This window comes from Campylobacter sp. MIT 21-1684, assembly GCF_026241315.1.
GTDB lineage: Bacteria > Campylobacterota > Campylobacteria > Campylobacterales > Campylobacteraceae > Campylobacter_D.
Genome location: NZ_JAPHNA010000001.1, coordinates 164,567 through 179,942 on the forward strand (window position 1 = coordinate 164,567; position 15,376 = coordinate 179,942).

A 15,376-nucleotide genomic window follows, 5' to 3' on the forward strand; every position below is an offset into this window, starting at 1 on the left:
GAAATGTTAGAATGGGATTTGAAAATCTTATTTGACAATAAAGAAGAACTTGAAAATTTCACCCAACATAATATAGAGCAAGCAAAAGAATTTCAAATTCAATTTGAAAACAAACTTATGCATTTAAATCCTGAAGAATTTTTAACCGCCTTACAAAAGTATGAAATTTTAAATCAAAACTTACAGAAAATAGCTACTTATATCTGCTTAATTTTTTCCAAAGATACGAGTCTTGGTTCTTTTTATGCTGCTTATGAAGAAAAAATGAAAAAGATTGAAGAAAAACTTCTTTTTTTTGAGCTTGAATTTTGCGAGCTTCCAGAAAAAAAAGCTTTAGAATTAAAAAATTATTGCACAACATATAGTTTTTATCTCGATTCTCTATTGAAAAACAAAATTCACAATCTCACTCAAAAAGAAGAAAGAATATTGCTTTATCTTTCAAATACAGGTGCAAATGCTTTTAGTCGCCTGTTTGATGAAAAAATGAGTATGCTTCAAATACCTTTTGAAGGAAAAAAACTTAGCGAAGAAGAAATACTAAGTAAAATGTACAATGAGGATCGCAAAATCCGCAAAAAAGCAGCAAAAAGATTCACTAAAAGTCTTAAAAAAAATTCACACTTATTAACTTTTATTTTCAATATGATTAAAACAGAAAGGCAAAATATTTGCTTCTTAAGAGGATATAAAAACGCTGAAATTTCAAGACATATTAGCAATCAAATTTCACAAAAAAGCGTTGATGCTCTCATCAACACAAGTCAAACAAATTTCCATCTTGTTTCACAATTTTATAAAAAGAAAAAACAAATTCTAGGCTTTCATAAGTTGAAAGATTATGACCGCTATGCACCAATAGGCAAAGAAACACAATTCAGTTTTGAAGAAAGCAAAGAAATTATTCTCAAAGCCTTTGAAAGTTTTTCAGCTGATTTTGCTGCTATTGCTCAAGAAGCTTTTCAAAAAGGTTGGATAGACGTCTATCCACAAGAAAAAAAACAAGGTGGAGCCTTTTCTCACCCGGCAACTTCAGACGCCCACCCTTTTATCCTGCTTAATTATACAAATCAAAGAAGAGATCTTTTCACTCTCGCACACGAACTTGGGCATACTATCCATCAAAAACTTTCATATCAAGTAAGCTTTTTAAATCAAAACACTCCATTAACCACAGCAGAAAGTGCTTCAGTTTTTGCTGAAATGCTTGTGTTTGATTTCATTAAGAAAGAACTCAAAAAAGACGAATTGCTCACTCTATATGCCGGAAAAATTGAAGACATTTTTGCCACGTTTTATAGACAAATTACTTTCACTTGTTTTGAAAGACGTATTCATAATTCTAAAGGAGAATTAAGTACAAATGAGATTAATAAAATCTGGATGGAAGAATCACAAAAAATGTTTGGAGAGAGTGTCAATTTAAGCAAAAATTACGCTTTATGGTGGTCTTATATTCCGCATTTTATTCACTCGCCTTTTTACTGCTACGCTTATGCCTATGCCCAACTTCTTGTTTTGGCGCTGTATGGACTCTATAAAAGTGGTAGATGTGAAAATTTTAAAGAACTTTACACAACAATGCTTAGTCGTGGTGGAAGTGTAAGCCCTAAAGAGCTTGTAGCAATGTTTGGCTTTAATATAGAAGATACAAATTTTTGGAATATAGGCATAAGTGAAATACAAAAACTCATTGATGAATTTACAAGGTTAAAAATATGATAAAAACAATTTTAAATGATGAATATTTCATCGCTTTAATGCAAAAACATTGCTATGAAGTACTCAACAGTCTAATAGAAAATAAACAAGAATTTTCCATAGTTACAAATACAAATTTCGTTGATTTTGATCCTCCTTTACCACCTGATTTAGATGTAAAAAAGAATCCTTATACCCTCTTTAGTCTAGCTGGCTATACTTTTGACTCCTTAGAATTACACAAGGATTTTTTACTTTTTCACGCTGGTTTTGGACCACAAGATTATGCTTCTTTCGTAAAAGTTGATTTAGGGGCAATTGCTCAAATTCAAATTGAAAATCACGTTTTATTTGTTAATTTTAGCTTATATAAACGTAAAGATGAAACAGAAATTCAAAAATCAAAAAACATCTTTTTAAACAACCCTAAAAATAAAGACCTTTTTAAAAAATGAAACTCTTTGAAGGATTAAACGAAAATCAAATTCAAGCCGTACAACACATTGATGGGGCTATGCTTATTTTAGCAGGCGCTGGAAGTGGCAAAACAAAAACAATTACCACAAGACTTGCATATTTAATTAAAGAGATAGGCATACCTTATAAAAATACGCTTACACTCACTTTCACCAATAAGGCTGCTGCAGAGATGAAAATGAGGGCTTTAAAACTTATGCAAAATGAAGTCAATCCTTTGCTTTGCACTTTTCATAAATTCGGACTTTTCTTTTTAAGAATGCATATAGAAAAGCTTGGACGTAAGAATAATTTTACTCTCATTGATACAGAAGACAGCAAAAAAATTCTTAAAGATCTTACAAATAGTCAAAAAATAAATCCTTCCATTGCTCTTGACTTTCTTTCTCATTGCAAAAACAACTGCAAAAGCGTAGAAGAAATTTTTAACGATACAGAACTTTTAAAAAACCAACACAAAGAATTCAATACAATGCAAGAACTAGCTCTTCTCTATCAAAAATACCATAATTATCTTTTACAATTTAATTTTGTTGATTTTGATGATTTACTTTTATTACCCTACATGATTCTTGATAAAGAAAATAATTTTGCTTTAGAACAAAGTAGATTGTATCAGTATATAATGGTCGATGAATATCAAGATACAAATGCTTTACAACACAAAATTCTAAAAAAACTTTGTAGCGAACACGAAAACATTTGTGTCGTTGGTGATGATGATCAAAGCATTTACAGCTGGCGTGGGGCAAAGATAGAAAATATCTTGCATTTTCAAAATGAATTTAGCAAAGTCAAGCTTATTAAATTAGAACAAAACTACCGCTCGGTTGGAGCGATTTTAGAAGTAGCAAATACTCTTATCTCACATAATAAAAAAAGACTTGGAAAAACCTTACTTTGCACAAAAGAATATGGTCAAAACATACAATTTTTACAAAATGATGATGAAAAAAATGAAAGCATAAAAATAGCACAGGCTATTAAAAACCATTTAGCACAAGGTACAAAAGCAAACGAAATAGCTGTTTTGTTTCGAGTGAATGCTCTCTCACGTGCCTTAGAAGAAACCTTAATGAAAGAAAAAATTCCTTACAAGCTTTTAAGTGGAGTACGTTTCTATGAGAGGCAAGAGATTAAAGATCTTATTTCATATCTGCGATTTTTGCTTAATTCAAATGACGATTTTTCCTTTAAACGTATCATTAATCGTCCAAAAAGAGGCTTTGGAGAGGTCAATTTTCAAAAGCTCCAATCATACGCACAAAAAGAAAATATCTCACTTTTCGAAGCACTTTGCAATCTTGATGGAAGTCATTTCTTCTCTAAAAAAATAGAAAATGAAATTCATCTTTTTATAGAAAATATAAAAATACTAAAAGAATGTGAAAATGTTAAAGAACTGGTGGATACAATCGAAAGCAAAATAAAACTCAAAGACTTTTATAAAGAACAAGCTGATGGTGAAGACAGATTGCGTAATATTGATGAATTTTACGCGAAAATGAAAGAAAGAAGCGATGAATATTTAAGCGATATCTTAAATGAACTTGCACTGTTAAGCGAACAGGATCATTTTGAAGGAGAGTGTATTTATATTATGAGTATACACACAAGTAAGGGGCTAGAGTTTGATGATGTTTTCATCATAGGACTTGATGAGGGTTTTTTCCCTCTTTATAGCGAAACAAGTACTCTGGAAGAAGAAAGAAGACTTGCTTATGTAGCTTTCACAAGAGCAAAAAAATTCCTCTGTCTTAGTTCTGCAAATTCAAGATTCCACAAAGGAACAAGGACAAGGCTTGATACAAGCAGATTTATAGCCGAAAGCGGTTTAAATAAAAAATCACAAGTAAAAAACCAAAATCAAATATATAAAAAAGGTGATTTAATCAAACATAAGATTTTCGGTATAGGCAGAGTGATAGAAATTTCGACACAAGAAAGTGAGCAACAGCTTGGCATTAGTTTTGGTGGTTTAAACAGGATTATTTCGGCATCTTGTGTAGAAAAAATATGAATAAACTTTTTGTTGCATATAAACCAACTCAAATAAGCTCTAATGCTTTTTTACAAAAACTTAAGAAAAAATACAAATGCGATAAAGCTGGGTATTCTGGAACACTTGATCCTTTTGCAAAAGGAGTTTTAATCATAGCATTTGGACAATTTACAAAGGTTCTACGCTTTTTACAAAAAAGTCCTAAAACTTACAGAGCCACTTTATGGCTTGGTGCGCATTCTTTAAGTCTTGATGATAAAAATATCATTGCAATTTCAAAACTTCCAACACTTGATTGCAAAAAACTTGAACAAATAAAAAATGAGCTTGTTGGGGAGCTTGTATATTTTCCTCCACAATTTAGTGCTAAAAAAATTCAAGGAAGAAGAGCATATGAACTAGCAAAACGTGGAGAATATGCGGAACTTAAGCCTTGCAAGATGCAAATTTTCAGTTGTGAAATCAGACAATACATTCATCCTTTTTTAAGCCTTGAACTGTGTGTAAGCGAAGGTTCTTATATACGCTCTTATTGTGAGCTTTTTGCTTCAAAACTTGGCATTAAAGCGAGTTTGAGCTCTTTAGAGAGATTGAGCGAAGGACAGTTTCGCTATGAGAATGAAAAAGAACTTAAAATACTTGATTTCCTTGCTATAAAACAAAATTTTATTTACGAAACAACAAAACTTGAAAATGGTCTAAAACTTGATAAAGCAGATTTTCAAATTCAAACAAATGGAATTTATTTTATTGTAAATACAGATTATTTTAGTATTATTGAAATTAAAAACGCTGAAGTTTTCTATCTTCTCAATAAAATTAAATTTTAAGAGAAAAAACAAGTATTATTAAATCAAATATAGTAAAATTACCAAAAAAAGAAAGCTAAATAGTAATGTTAATATTATCAAGAAAAGAAAGCGAAAGCATTATCATAGGTGATGGCATTGAAGTTAAAGTTGTTCAAACAGGAAAGGGTTATGCAAAAATAGGTATTGAAGCTCCAAAATCCTTAATGATTCTGCGAAAAGAGCTTATAGCACAAATCACAGACGAAAACCTCCACGCAATAGTGCAAAATGATGTAAAACTTGAAGACTTAAGCAAAAAAATAATGCAATGAAAGCATATGCCAAAGCAAATATCTTTTTAAAACTTGTAGGCTTAGATAGCCGAAAATACCACTTGATAGAATCCCGTTTTATCATTTTAGATACATTGTTTGATGAACTTTTGTTAGTTGATGAAAAACATACAGATGGTTTTGAAATTATTAGTGAATTTGATTGTGAAGATAATATTATCAAAAAAGCCTATTTTTTACTTTGTAAAAAAGGCTTTCAAAATGAATTAGAAGAACTTTTTCGTCAAAAAAGCCTTAAACTCATCAAACATATCCCTGTTTGCGCAGGACTTGGTGGTGGAAGTTCTGACTGTGCTTGTTTTTTACAGATGATGAATACAACTCTTAATCTAAAACTTTCTGCCTCAAATCTTAGAGAATTTGCAAAAGAATTAGGGAGCGATGTAGCATTCTTTCTGAGTGGTTTTAAGGCTGCAAATGTAAGTGGTTGTGGAGAAATTATAGAAGAGTATGAGTATGAAGATCTTGACTTGGATTGGGTCTTTCCAAACATAGTCTGCGAAACAGCCAAAGTGTACAAAGAATTTGATAAAATGCCATTTGATTTTACAAAAAGTCTTATAGAATCAAAAGAATTGAAAAAATGTTCTTCAAAAGAATTGTTGCATTTTAAAAACACTCAATTAAACGATTTATTTACTCCTTGTGCAAATTTTTATCCTAAAATGTCTGTGTATTTAAAACAAGGTTTTTTTCTTAGCGGAAGTGGAAGTGCGGTATTTAAACTAAAGGCTAAAGAATTGTGAAGATTATCGCAAAAAATAAAAAAGCTGCATTTGATTATAGTATAATAGAAAAATATGAAGCAGGGATAGTGTTAAAAGGAAGTGAAGTAGTAGCCTTAAGGGCTGGAAAAGCAAATTTAAAAGATTCTTTTGTACGTATTATTAAAGGAGAGCTCTTTTTGCTTAATGCCCATATTTCATATCTTAGCACAACACATTCTCATTATAAACACGATCAAAGAGCTGCAAGAAAGCTTTTAATGCACAGAAAACAAATCGATAAGCTTTTAGGGAAGGTAAGCACTCAAGGCTTTACTTTAATAAGTTTAAATTTATATTTTAACGCAAGAAACAAAGTAAAAACAACTCTTGCCTTAGCCAAAGGTAAGAATGTACACGACAAACGCGAAGTTTTAAAGAAAAAACAAGCTGATTTAGAAGCAAGATCAAGTTTAAAAAATTACAACTTTGAAAGGTGATAATGAAAACAAGGTATATAATACTTTTTCTCTTTTTAGGAATTCTCCTTAGCGGATGTTCAAATGAAAATATACAAAATGATTTTTTATTTAAAGAATACACTCAAGGTGAAAAAATCCTTTTACATAATATTAACGGAGGTTCAAAAACGCTTATTCGTACAAAAAATGGTTTTATTGTGGAGGGTGAAGAAAAAAAAATACTGATGTTTGATTTTTTTGGAACATTCTGCCAACCTTGTAAAGAAGAAGCTAGTACCTTAACAAAGCTTTGGAAAAACAATCTTTCTTCTTTAAATATCATAGGATTAACCCATTTTGAAACAGTCAGCGATGAAGAAGTAAAAAAATTTGCCGATGATTATGGCTCATATTATTTTTTGAGCAATAACGAACAAAATAATAGAATTATTGCTCAAATCTTAAAAGACATAGATTATCAAAATATGGAACAATTACCTTTTAAAGTAGTTTTAAAACAAGGTGAATATCAAGTGCTAAGTGATTTTTGGAAAACAAACACTGAAACGAAATACTACTTAGGAAAAGTTCCTATTAGTGTAATGCAAGAAGATTTAAACCGAATTACTAAGGAAAAATAATGCAAAAAATAAAAAGTTTAGACAAATATCAACTCAAAGAGCCTAAAATGTTTAAGATAATGCTTTTAAATGATGAAGTTACAACTATGGATTTTGTTGTTGAGATTTTAATGAATGTTTTTCACCATAGCTTTGATGATGCAAGTAAAATAATGCTTGAGGTGCATTGTAATGGAAGTGGAGTTTGTGGTGTTTATACGCAAGAAATCGCTCTCTCAAAACAAAAAAAAGTAGCTGATGCTGCAAAAATTGCTAATTTTCCTTTACAAACAAGAGTGGAAGAAGAATGAAATACCAAGAAGAACTCAAAAGATATTTAGATAATGCAAGACATTTAACTCTTATTAACAGGCACGAATTTATTACTTGCGAACATTTGCTTTTTGCATTGCTCAAACTTAGTACAGATTTTAAGTTAATTTTTGAAGAATTAGCTGATGGAGAATTTGAACTTTTGGAAAATGAACTCAAAAATCATATCGCACAAAAAAATCAGATTCTTAACAAAGAAATAGAACCTATAAATTCTGTTGTTTTAGACGAAATTTTACATTCTATCAAAAAAGAAAACCCTAAGGAAAATATTAAAATTATTGATTTTTTAGAAAAACTTTTAAAAGATGAAAGAAGCTATTCAAGCTATCTCTTACAAAAACACGAACTCAATTCTGAAAAAATAAATGAATATAAACATATCAACATAGCACATAATTTAAGCAATCTCACAAGTGATTTAACACTTCTAGCCACTCAAGGCAAAATCGATCCTTTAATCGGGAGGACCTTTGAGCTTGAAAGAATGATGCAAATTTTGTCACGACGCAAAAAGAACAATCCTATTTTAGTTGGTGAAGCTGGAGTTGGCAAAACTGCCATCGTTGAAGGTTTAGCCCTAGCAGTTTCTCAAAAAAAAGTCCCAAAGAATTTACAAAATGCCAAAATTTATAGTCTTGATATGGCTGCTATGCTTTCTGGGACAAAATACAGAGGTGAATTTGAAAAAAGAATTAAAGAACTTTTACAAGAACTTACGAAATTACCAAATGCAATCTTGTTTATCGATGAAATTCACACTATAGTAGGTGCTGGAGCTGCAGGCGAATCGCATACAGATTTTTCAAATCTCCTCAAACCTGCACTCAGCAATGGAACACTCAAATGCATAGGAGCAACAACTTACATAGAATATAAAAACACTTTCGATAAAAACAAAGCTCTAAGTCGTCGTTTCGCTAAAATTGCTGTTGATGAACCAAACAAAGAAGAAGCTTTACAGATTCTTAAAGGGTTAAAAAGCAAATATGAAAATTTCCACGGAATACAGTTTAATGATGAAATACTTGAAAAATCAGTTGAATGGGGAAAGAAATTTTTTAACGATAAATTTTTGCCTGATTGTGCTATCGATCTCATAGATGAACTCGGCGCTTCATTTGCCCTGAATACAAAAAATAAAAAAACGGCAAACTTAAACGACTTAGAAAGAGTATTGGCAAAGATGACTCAAAGTCATACGAACTTCGAATTCAATCAAACAAAAGCCTTATCAAACTTAAGTACGAAACTGCAAACGCAAATTTTTGGACAAGATGAAGTGATACAAAGTCTTTGTGCTACTTTGAAACAAAGTTATGCTGGATTTAAAAATGCAAATTCGCCACGTGGAGTTTTTCTTTTTACAGGTTCAAGTGGTGTTGGAAAGACAGAGCTTTGCAAGAAGTTAGCCTCTTTTTTAGGTTTGCACTTGCAACGTTTTGATATGAGTGAGTATGCTGAAAAACACTCTCTAAGCAAACTTATTGGTTCTCCTGCTGGCTATGTGGGCTATGAAGATGGAGGGCTTTTAAGCAATGGAGTACGAAAAAATCCTTTTTCTGTTGTACTTTTTGATGAAATAGAAAAGGCTCATCCTGATTTAAGTAATACTTTTTTGCAAATTTTTGATAATGCAGAACTCACTGACAACAGCGGTTTAAAGGTCGATTTTAAAAATACTATTATTATAATGACTTCAAATTTGGGGTTAAAAGAAAATAATGAACTTGGATTTTTAAGCAAAAATGAGGAAAAAAGTCACAGAGCCGTTAAAGATTTTTTTGCACCAGAATTTATCAATCGTATCGATAAAATTTTACATTTTAATGACTTAAATGATGCAATACTTGCCAAAATTGTACAAAAAGAACTCAATGAAATTGCAAAAAATTTAAAAAATATCACTTTAATAGCTGATGAAAAAGCAAAAATATATCTTGCAAAAAAAGCTTACAAGAAGGAATTTGGAGTGAGATTACTTAAAAGAATTGTCGCTGAAGAAATTGGTGAAAAACTAAGCGATGAAATCCTTTTTGGCAAACTTAAAAAAGGTGGAAAAGTAAAAATACAGCTTAACAAAAATGGACAAATCGAACTTTTATTCTGAACTTTTAAAAGCACCTTATGATGCCCCTGTTTTTCTAAGTCCTACTTTAAAATCTGATTTCATCATACAAGCTTATACTTTTGGACTTTTTCCTTGGACAAGCAATCCTGTAACATGGTGGTGCCCTGATCCTCGTTGCATTTTAATGCCACATCAAATTCATATTCAAAAAAATATGAAAAAACAGCTCACACTCTACACAATAAAACTTGATACGAATTTTTCAGAACTCATCACACTTTGTAAAGAGCAAAGAAAATACAGTTGGATAAATACTGAATTTATCACAATTTACACTGAACTTTTTGAACAAGGTTACGCTCACAGTTTAGAACTTTATGAAAATAATAAAATGATCGGCGGAATTTACGGACTTATTATAGGTAAAGTGTTTTTCGGTGAGAGTATGGTAAGTCTTAAGAAAAACGCTTCAAAAGTCGCCCTTATCAAACTCTGCCAACTTTTAGCTCCTTATGATTTCTTTATCGACTGTCAAGTTTATAACAAACATCTAGAATTTATGGGAGCAAAAAATATCAGTCGCAAGGATTTTTTAGCACTTCTTGAAAAAAAGTGCCAAGAAAAAAGCGGTTTTACAAATTTTAAAACCTTACTATAATAATAAAGCAAAATTATGACTTTTTAAAGTCCAGAGAAAGAGAATTGACACAGTGTCTTGTATTTTTAGCAGTAAAACCCTCTCCTTTAAAGATATGTCCCAAATGTCCATTGCAATTTGCACACACAATTTCAGTACGTACACCATCAGCATCAGGAATCTGCTTAACAGCACCCTCAATCTCATCATCAAAACTTGGCCAACCGCAAGAGGATTTAAATTTATCTTTTGAAGAGTACAATTTTGCATCACATTGTTTGCAATGATATGTTCCTTCTGCGTAAAAATCATTATACTTTCCGCTAAATGGAGCTTCAGTACCTTTATATAAAAGAATTCTTTTTTCTTCTTCACTTAAACGCTTCATATTTAAACTCCTTATTTTTCAATTTTTGATTAAATTATAAAGAAAAAAAGCTTTGAAACAATTTACTTTTATTTATTTTGATTTTTTATAATATTTTCCAATTAAGGATAAATAGCTCAAAATGAAACTTTTTTTTGTCTTCTTTGTATTTTTTTCTTTTCTTAATGCAAATCCCGCTCAACAACACTCAAACGCTTGGAAACATTTTGATTTCAACAGCACAAAAGAAGTACCAAAACCACAAGATGAAGAAGTTGATTTTAAGAAATATTTTAATAGCATAATTGCAAATACTTTAGAAAGTGAAAATGGAATAGACCAGAGTGATTCTAATGTGGATTTTGAAAATAAGAATATTCAAATAAAAAACTTAAAATCACTCTACGAGGGAGAAAATAATTCCTTATTTTTTCAAAGAGAACTTTTTGTAGCCCAAGACACCTATAATTACTCAATAGGACTTGTGGATCGCTACGAAAAAGATCAATTTATATTTGGAATAAACAGCTTTATTGACAAAAGAAAAGAAAATAATGAAAATAAAAGTATCGGAAGTGAATTTGTTTATAGTCGTTATATAAAAATATATAGCAATTATTATATACCGAAAGAAGAAGATAGAATATTACAATTTGGAATCAATTTCATCTTTCCACAATACAGATCTTTTATCTTTGGAGTCAGTTCAGACAATCAAAAAACTAATTATAAAATTTCTTATTCTCCATATGATGTTTTCTCTTTAGTTCTTCTACATAGAAATTTTAAACAACACGATGATGATTCCGCCATTGAAATTGGCTTTCATTTCAAGCTTGATTCAAATTTTATCAGGCAGTTTAAAAGCAAAGATAATAGTTTAGAAGAGGTTGATCGTTACGATTTTTTACAAAGAATGGATTAAAACAGATCTTATAGCAAAAATACTCCTTTATTGACACTATACCTGTAATTAATAAGTAAAAACTAAAATAAATTTTGATATAATCGTGGTTCAGATTTCACACGCATCTATCCTTTTAGCTTTGTCAAATATTTAAGGATGCGGAGGAATAAAGCTATATTGAAAGGAAAAATTATGGTTAGTATGAGAGATTTGCTCGAATGTGGGGTACATTTTGGGCATCAAACACGAAAATGGAATCCGAAAATGAAGAAATTTATTTTCGGTGAAAGAAAAGGTATATATGTTATTGACTTACAAAAAACTCTTAGATATTTCAGATATACCTATAATATAGTCCGCGATGCGGCTGCGGAAGGAAAAACTATACTTTTTGTAGGTACAAAAAAACAAGCTGGCGGAGCTATTAAAGAATATGCTGAAAAATGCGGGATGCCTTATATAAATCACAGATGGCTTGGTGGTATGATGACCAATTTTGGAACTATTCGCCAATCCATTAGAAAACTAGAAATTATAGAAAAAATGGAAGAAGATGAAAGCATTAAACTTTTAACTAAAAAAGAAGCTTTAATGCTTACAAGAAAAAAAGAGAAACTTCTTGCATACTTAGGAGGAATTCGGTACCTTAAAAATCAACCTGATATGATTTTTGTAATTGATACAGTAAAAGAAAAAATAGCAGTACAAGAAGCCAATAGGCTTAAGATTCCTGTTATCGCACCGCTTGATACAAACTGCGATCCTGACTTAGTTACCTATCCTATACCGGGAAATGACGATGCTATTCGTTCTGTACAGCTTTTTTGCCAAGAAATAGCAGAAGCGATCAACGAAGGAAAAGCTTTAAGAGAACAAGAAGAAACCGTAACCGAAGAAAACAAAGAATTTAGTGAAGAAGAAAAACAAGAAGTTTTAGATGAAACTATGAACGAAGAATATTTCGAAGAGGAGTAAGAATAATGGCTGAAATAACTGCTGCAATGGTAAAAGAATTACGTGAAAGCACAGGCGCTGGAATGATGGACTGTAAAAATGTTTTACAAGAAGCAGAGGGAAATTTTGAAAAAGCCGTGCAACTTCTAAGGGAAAAAGGCTTAGGTAAAGCAGCAAAAAAGGCTGACAGATTAGCAGCTGAAGGTTTAATAAGCGTAAAAATCAGTGATGATTTCACAGTAGCAACGCTTAGCGAAATTAATTCAGAAACCGATTTTGTTGCAAAGAACGAACAGTTTATCAAACTTACCAAAGACACAACAGCTCACATTCAAAATGAAAATTTACAGACAATAGAAAAACTTTATTCAAGTATTATCCAAGGAGTACAATTTGAGGAATATTTAAAGAGTCAAATTGCTACAATAGGTGAGAATTTAGTAGTAAGACGTTTTGCAACACTGAGAACTTCAAATAATAAAGGTATAGTAAATGGCTATATGCATACAAATGGACGTGTTGGTGTTATTATCTCAGCAGTCTGTGAAAATACTGAGATAGCGAATAAAGCGAAAGACTTTCTAAAACAGCTTTGTATGCACATTGCTGCTATGAAGCCAAGTTTTTTAAGTTATGAAGAATTAGATATGAAGTTTATAGAAAATGAATATAAAGCTTTAGTTGCTGAACTTGAAAAAGAAAACGAAGAAAGACGCAGACTTAAAGATCCAAACAAACCAGAACATAAAATTCCTCGATTTGCAAGTAGAAAACAACTCAATGAAAACATTTTAAAACAAATTGAAGAAGATATAAAAGCAGAACTAAAAGCCCAAAACAAACCTGAAAAAATATGGGCTAATATTATACCGGGAAAGCTCAATAGTTTTATCGCTGATAATTCTCAACTTGATAGTAAGCTAACCTTAATGGGACAATTTTATGTGATGGATGATAAAAAAACCATAGAACAAGTAGTTAAAGAGAAAGAAAAAGAATTTGGGGGAAAAATTACTATTGTTGAATTTATTCGTTTTGAAGTCGGCGAAGGCTTAGAAAAAAAAGCCGAAGATTTTGCTGCTGAAGTTGCAGCACAAATTGGCTAAAATGGAACTCTTAAGAGCGGAAAATCTTAGTCAAAGTTTTGATTATCCGCTTTTTAATAATTTAAATTTAAGTATATCTTCTAAAGATTGTATCGCTATACAAGGTTCAAGCGGTTGTGGAAAATCGACCCTCTTACACATACTATCTTCTTTACTTGCCCCAAATTCCGGGAAAGTTTTTTACAAAAACAATGACCTTTATGCTCTCAATGAAAACGAGAGAATGAAAATACGGCGTTATAACTTTGGAATCATTTTCCAAACCCACCATCTGTTTAAAGGATTTTTAGCACTTGAAAATATAGAGCTTGCAAGCGTTTTATCTGGAAAAGACTTAGACAGACAGCTTTTAAAAGATTTAGGCATAGATACAGTTTTACATCACAAAATAGGAAAACTAAGCGGAGGGCAACAACAAAGAGTTAGCATAGCAAGAGTACTATGTAAAAAACCGCAAATAATTTTTGCTGATGAAGCCACAGGAAATTTAGATTTTGAAAACGCAAAAAATGTTCTTGATCTTTTAATATCCTATGTTAAAGCCAATAATGCTGCTTTATTTTTCATAACACACGATTCTACTCTAGCAAGTTTTTGTGATAAAAGGTATATGCTTCACACAAATGGAATTTGTTAAGTATTTAGGTGATGAAAATATAGCTCTTTTTATGCTTTTATTTGCTAGAATTAGTGGATTAATGGTTTTTTTTCCATTTCTTTCGCACAATTCTATTCCAGCTGTGATAAAAGCTACGATAAGTTTTTTTCTTACTTTATACCTCTATCCCTTAGCAAAACTTTCGACTCCTTATTTAGATAATTTTTTTTTACTACATCTTTTAAGCGAAGTGTTTTTCGGTATGATAGCAGGCTTGATACTTCAAATTGTCTTTGCTATTATCTTAATGGCAGGTGAGCAAATAGCCTTTACTATGGGTTTTACGATGGCAAATGTTTTAGATCCTAGCTCTGGGACAAATATGCCCATTACTGCCCAAATTCTGCATTTATTAGCTTTGCTATTTTTTCTTGCTTTTGATGGACACCATCTTATACTTTTATTTTTAAGCCATTCTTTAGGTTTTATTCATTTAGGCGGATTTTATCCAAATGAAAACATAATGCTCTATCTCAATCAAGCTATGCTCAATATCTTCGTCATAGGTTTTAGTATGAGCTTTCCCATTCTTGCCATTTCTCTTTTAGCAGATGTTATTTTCGGACTTTTAATGAAGACTATGCCTCAATTTAATCTCTTGGTTATAGGTTATCCTATTAAAATAGCTTTAGGTTTTATTGTATTAATAGCCATCTTGCTTACAATGATGCAATATTTCCAAAAACTTATGGTAGAAGTTTTTGGAAATATGCAAACTCTATTTTTTACATAAGAAAAGGATAAATAAATTTATAATACAATAAATAATTATTTGTTTTAAGGATAATGATGAAAATTTTACTTTTAAATGAAAACCCTGTAGTGTCAAGGCTTATCAGTCTTAGTGCTAAAAAAATGTCCTACGAATTTAAAGAACTTCAAGCTTATGATGAAAAAGATACCCAATATTATGATGTTATTGTTGTTGATAGCGAAACCCCGGCACCCCTTAAAATTCTAAAAGAAAGATGCGATACAATCATCTTTCTTGCTCCGCGTAGTACAGAGATAGAATTAGAAGCTAAAATTCTTTATAAACCTTTCTTGCCAACAGACTTCTTAAATATCTTAAATAATAAAACTGCAAAACTTGACGATTCTATATATATCGATGAACTAGAGAAAACAGCTGATTCGACACCAAATATTGATCTTGATTTAGAGGTTGTAAAAGATGAAAACGATTTAGCCGGTCTTAGTTTAGATGAATTGGAACACAAGAGTGAAAGTAAAG

General features: G+C 31.0%; 17 protein-coding genes and 1 pseudogene. 17 read left to right on the forward strand and 1 reads right to left on the reverse strand.

Features of this window, described 5'->3' with window-relative positions; translation table 11 throughout:
• The first annotated feature begins 3 nt into the window (after nucleotides 1-3).
• The 11 genes from OQH62_RS00800 (at nucleotide 4) to aat (ending at nucleotide 10,171) form a co-directional block, all read left to right on the forward strand.
• Nucleotides 4-1,722, forward strand: a complete 1,719-nt coding sequence (locus OQH62_RS00800; protein WP_266012520.1) for a M3 family oligoendopeptidase — start codon at nucleotides 4-6, stop codon at nucleotides 1,720-1,722.
• Nucleotides 1,719-2,156: a hypothetical protein gene (locus OQH62_RS00805; protein WP_266012522.1), complete on the forward strand. Its 438-nt coding sequence runs from the start codon at nucleotides 1,719-1,721 to the stop codon at nucleotides 2,154-2,156. The genes OQH62_RS00800 and OQH62_RS00805 overlap by 4 nt, the downstream gene beginning before the upstream one ends.
• Complete coding sequence (locus OQH62_RS00810; RefSeq protein WP_266012524.1) at nucleotides 2,153-4,198, forward strand: ATP-dependent helicase; 2,046 nt, start codon at nucleotides 2,153-2,155, stop codon at nucleotides 4,196-4,198. Before OQH62_RS00805 ends, OQH62_RS00810 begins: the two co-directional genes overlap by 4 nt.
• Nucleotides 4,195-5,010 carry a tRNA pseudouridine(55) synthase TruB gene (gene truB / locus OQH62_RS00815; protein WP_266012527.1) on the forward strand — a complete coding sequence of 272 codons (816 nt, stop codon included), beginning with the start codon at nucleotides 4,195-4,197 and terminating at the stop codon, nucleotides 5,008-5,010. Before OQH62_RS00810 ends, truB begins: the two co-directional genes overlap by 4 nt.
• Nucleotides 5,011-5,075: 65 nt before the next feature.
• The gene (locus OQH62_RS00820; RefSeq protein ID WP_266012530.1) at nucleotides 5,076-5,303 is read left to right on the forward strand and encodes a carbon storage regulator; all 228 of its coding nucleotides are present in this window, start codon (nucleotides 5,076-5,078) and stop codon (nucleotides 5,301-5,303) included.
• On the forward strand, nucleotides 5,300-6,070 hold the full coding sequence (locus tag OQH62_RS00825) for a 4-(cytidine 5'-diphospho)-2-C-methyl-D-erythritol kinase (protein ID WP_266012531.1): 771 nt from the start codon (nucleotides 5,300-5,302) through the stop codon (nucleotides 6,068-6,070). Before OQH62_RS00820 ends, OQH62_RS00825 begins: the two co-directional genes overlap by 4 nt.
• On the forward strand, nucleotides 6,067-6,528 hold the full coding sequence (gene smpB / locus OQH62_RS00830; RefSeq protein WP_266012534.1) for an SsrA-binding protein SmpB: 462 nt from the start codon (nucleotides 6,067-6,069) through the stop codon (nucleotides 6,526-6,528). Before OQH62_RS00825 ends, smpB begins: the two co-directional genes overlap by 4 nt.
• A 2-nt stretch (nucleotides 6,529-6,530) precedes the next feature.
• Nucleotides 6,531-7,130, forward strand: a complete 600-nt coding sequence (locus OQH62_RS00835) for a TlpA family protein disulfide reductase (RefSeq protein ID WP_266012536.1) — start codon at nucleotides 6,531-6,533, stop codon at nucleotides 7,128-7,130.
• On the forward strand, nucleotides 7,130-7,420 hold the full coding sequence (locus OQH62_RS00840) for an ATP-dependent Clp protease adaptor ClpS (RefSeq protein WP_266012538.1): 291 nt from the start codon (nucleotides 7,130-7,132) through the stop codon (nucleotides 7,418-7,420). Before OQH62_RS00835 ends, OQH62_RS00840 begins: the two co-directional genes overlap by 1 nt.
• A complete protein-coding gene (locus tag OQH62_RS00845; RefSeq protein WP_266012540.1) occupies nucleotides 7,417-9,552 on the forward strand; it encodes an AAA family ATPase in 2,136 nt (711 codons plus the stop codon). The genes OQH62_RS00840 and OQH62_RS00845 overlap by 4 nt, the downstream gene beginning before the upstream one ends.
• Entirely contained in the window at nucleotides 9,527-10,171 is a 645-nt protein-coding gene (gene aat / locus OQH62_RS00850; RefSeq protein ID WP_266012544.1) for a leucyl/phenylalanyl-tRNA--protein transferase, read from the forward strand. The genes OQH62_RS00845 and aat overlap by 26 nt, the downstream gene beginning before the upstream one ends.
• Before the next feature lie 13 nt (nucleotides 10,172-10,184).
• On the opposite strand, the gene OQH62_RS00855 is transcribed toward aat, so the two are convergent.
• Entirely contained in the window at nucleotides 10,185-10,538 is a 354-nt protein-coding gene (locus OQH62_RS00855) for a methionine-R-sulfoxide reductase (RefSeq protein WP_266012547.1), read from the reverse strand.
• Nucleotides 10,539-10,659: 121 nt separating this feature from the next.
• Between OQH62_RS00855 and OQH62_RS00860 the strand changes: the two genes are divergently transcribed.
• The 6 genes and pseudogenes from OQH62_RS00860 to OQH62_RS00885 all read left to right on the forward strand — a co-directional run.
• Nucleotides 10,660-11,442, forward strand: a complete 783-nt coding sequence (locus OQH62_RS00860; RefSeq protein WP_266012550.1) for an inverse autotransporter beta domain-containing protein — start codon at nucleotides 10,660-10,662, stop codon at nucleotides 11,440-11,442.
• 174 nt (nucleotides 11,443-11,616) lie between these two features.
• Nucleotides 11,617-12,399, forward strand: coding sequence for a 30S ribosomal protein S2 (rpsB, locus tag OQH62_RS00865; protein WP_266012553.1), 783 nt, complete (start codon nucleotides 11,617-11,619; stop codon nucleotides 12,397-12,399).
• 5 nt (nucleotides 12,400-12,404) lie between these two features.
• Complete coding sequence (gene tsf, locus OQH62_RS00870; protein WP_266012556.1) at nucleotides 12,405-13,484, forward strand: translation elongation factor Ts; 1,080 nt, start codon at nucleotides 12,405-12,407, stop codon at nucleotides 13,482-13,484.
• Between the two features lies 1 nt (nucleotide 13,485).
• Complete coding sequence (locus tag OQH62_RS00875) at nucleotides 13,486-14,121, forward strand: ABC transporter ATP-binding protein (RefSeq protein ID WP_266012587.1); 636 nt, start codon at nucleotides 13,486-13,488, stop codon at nucleotides 14,119-14,121.
• The gene (gene fliR / locus OQH62_RS00880) at nucleotides 14,108-14,875 is read left to right on the forward strand and encodes a flagellar biosynthetic protein FliR (protein ID WP_266012559.1); all 768 of its coding nucleotides are present in this window, start codon (nucleotides 14,108-14,110) and stop codon (nucleotides 14,873-14,875) included. The genes OQH62_RS00875 and fliR overlap by 14 nt, the downstream gene beginning before the upstream one ends.
• Nucleotides 14,876-14,931: 56 nt before the next feature.
• Nucleotides 14,932-15,376 (forward strand): annotated as a pseudogene (locus OQH62_RS00885) (hypothetical protein); the annotation flags it as partial.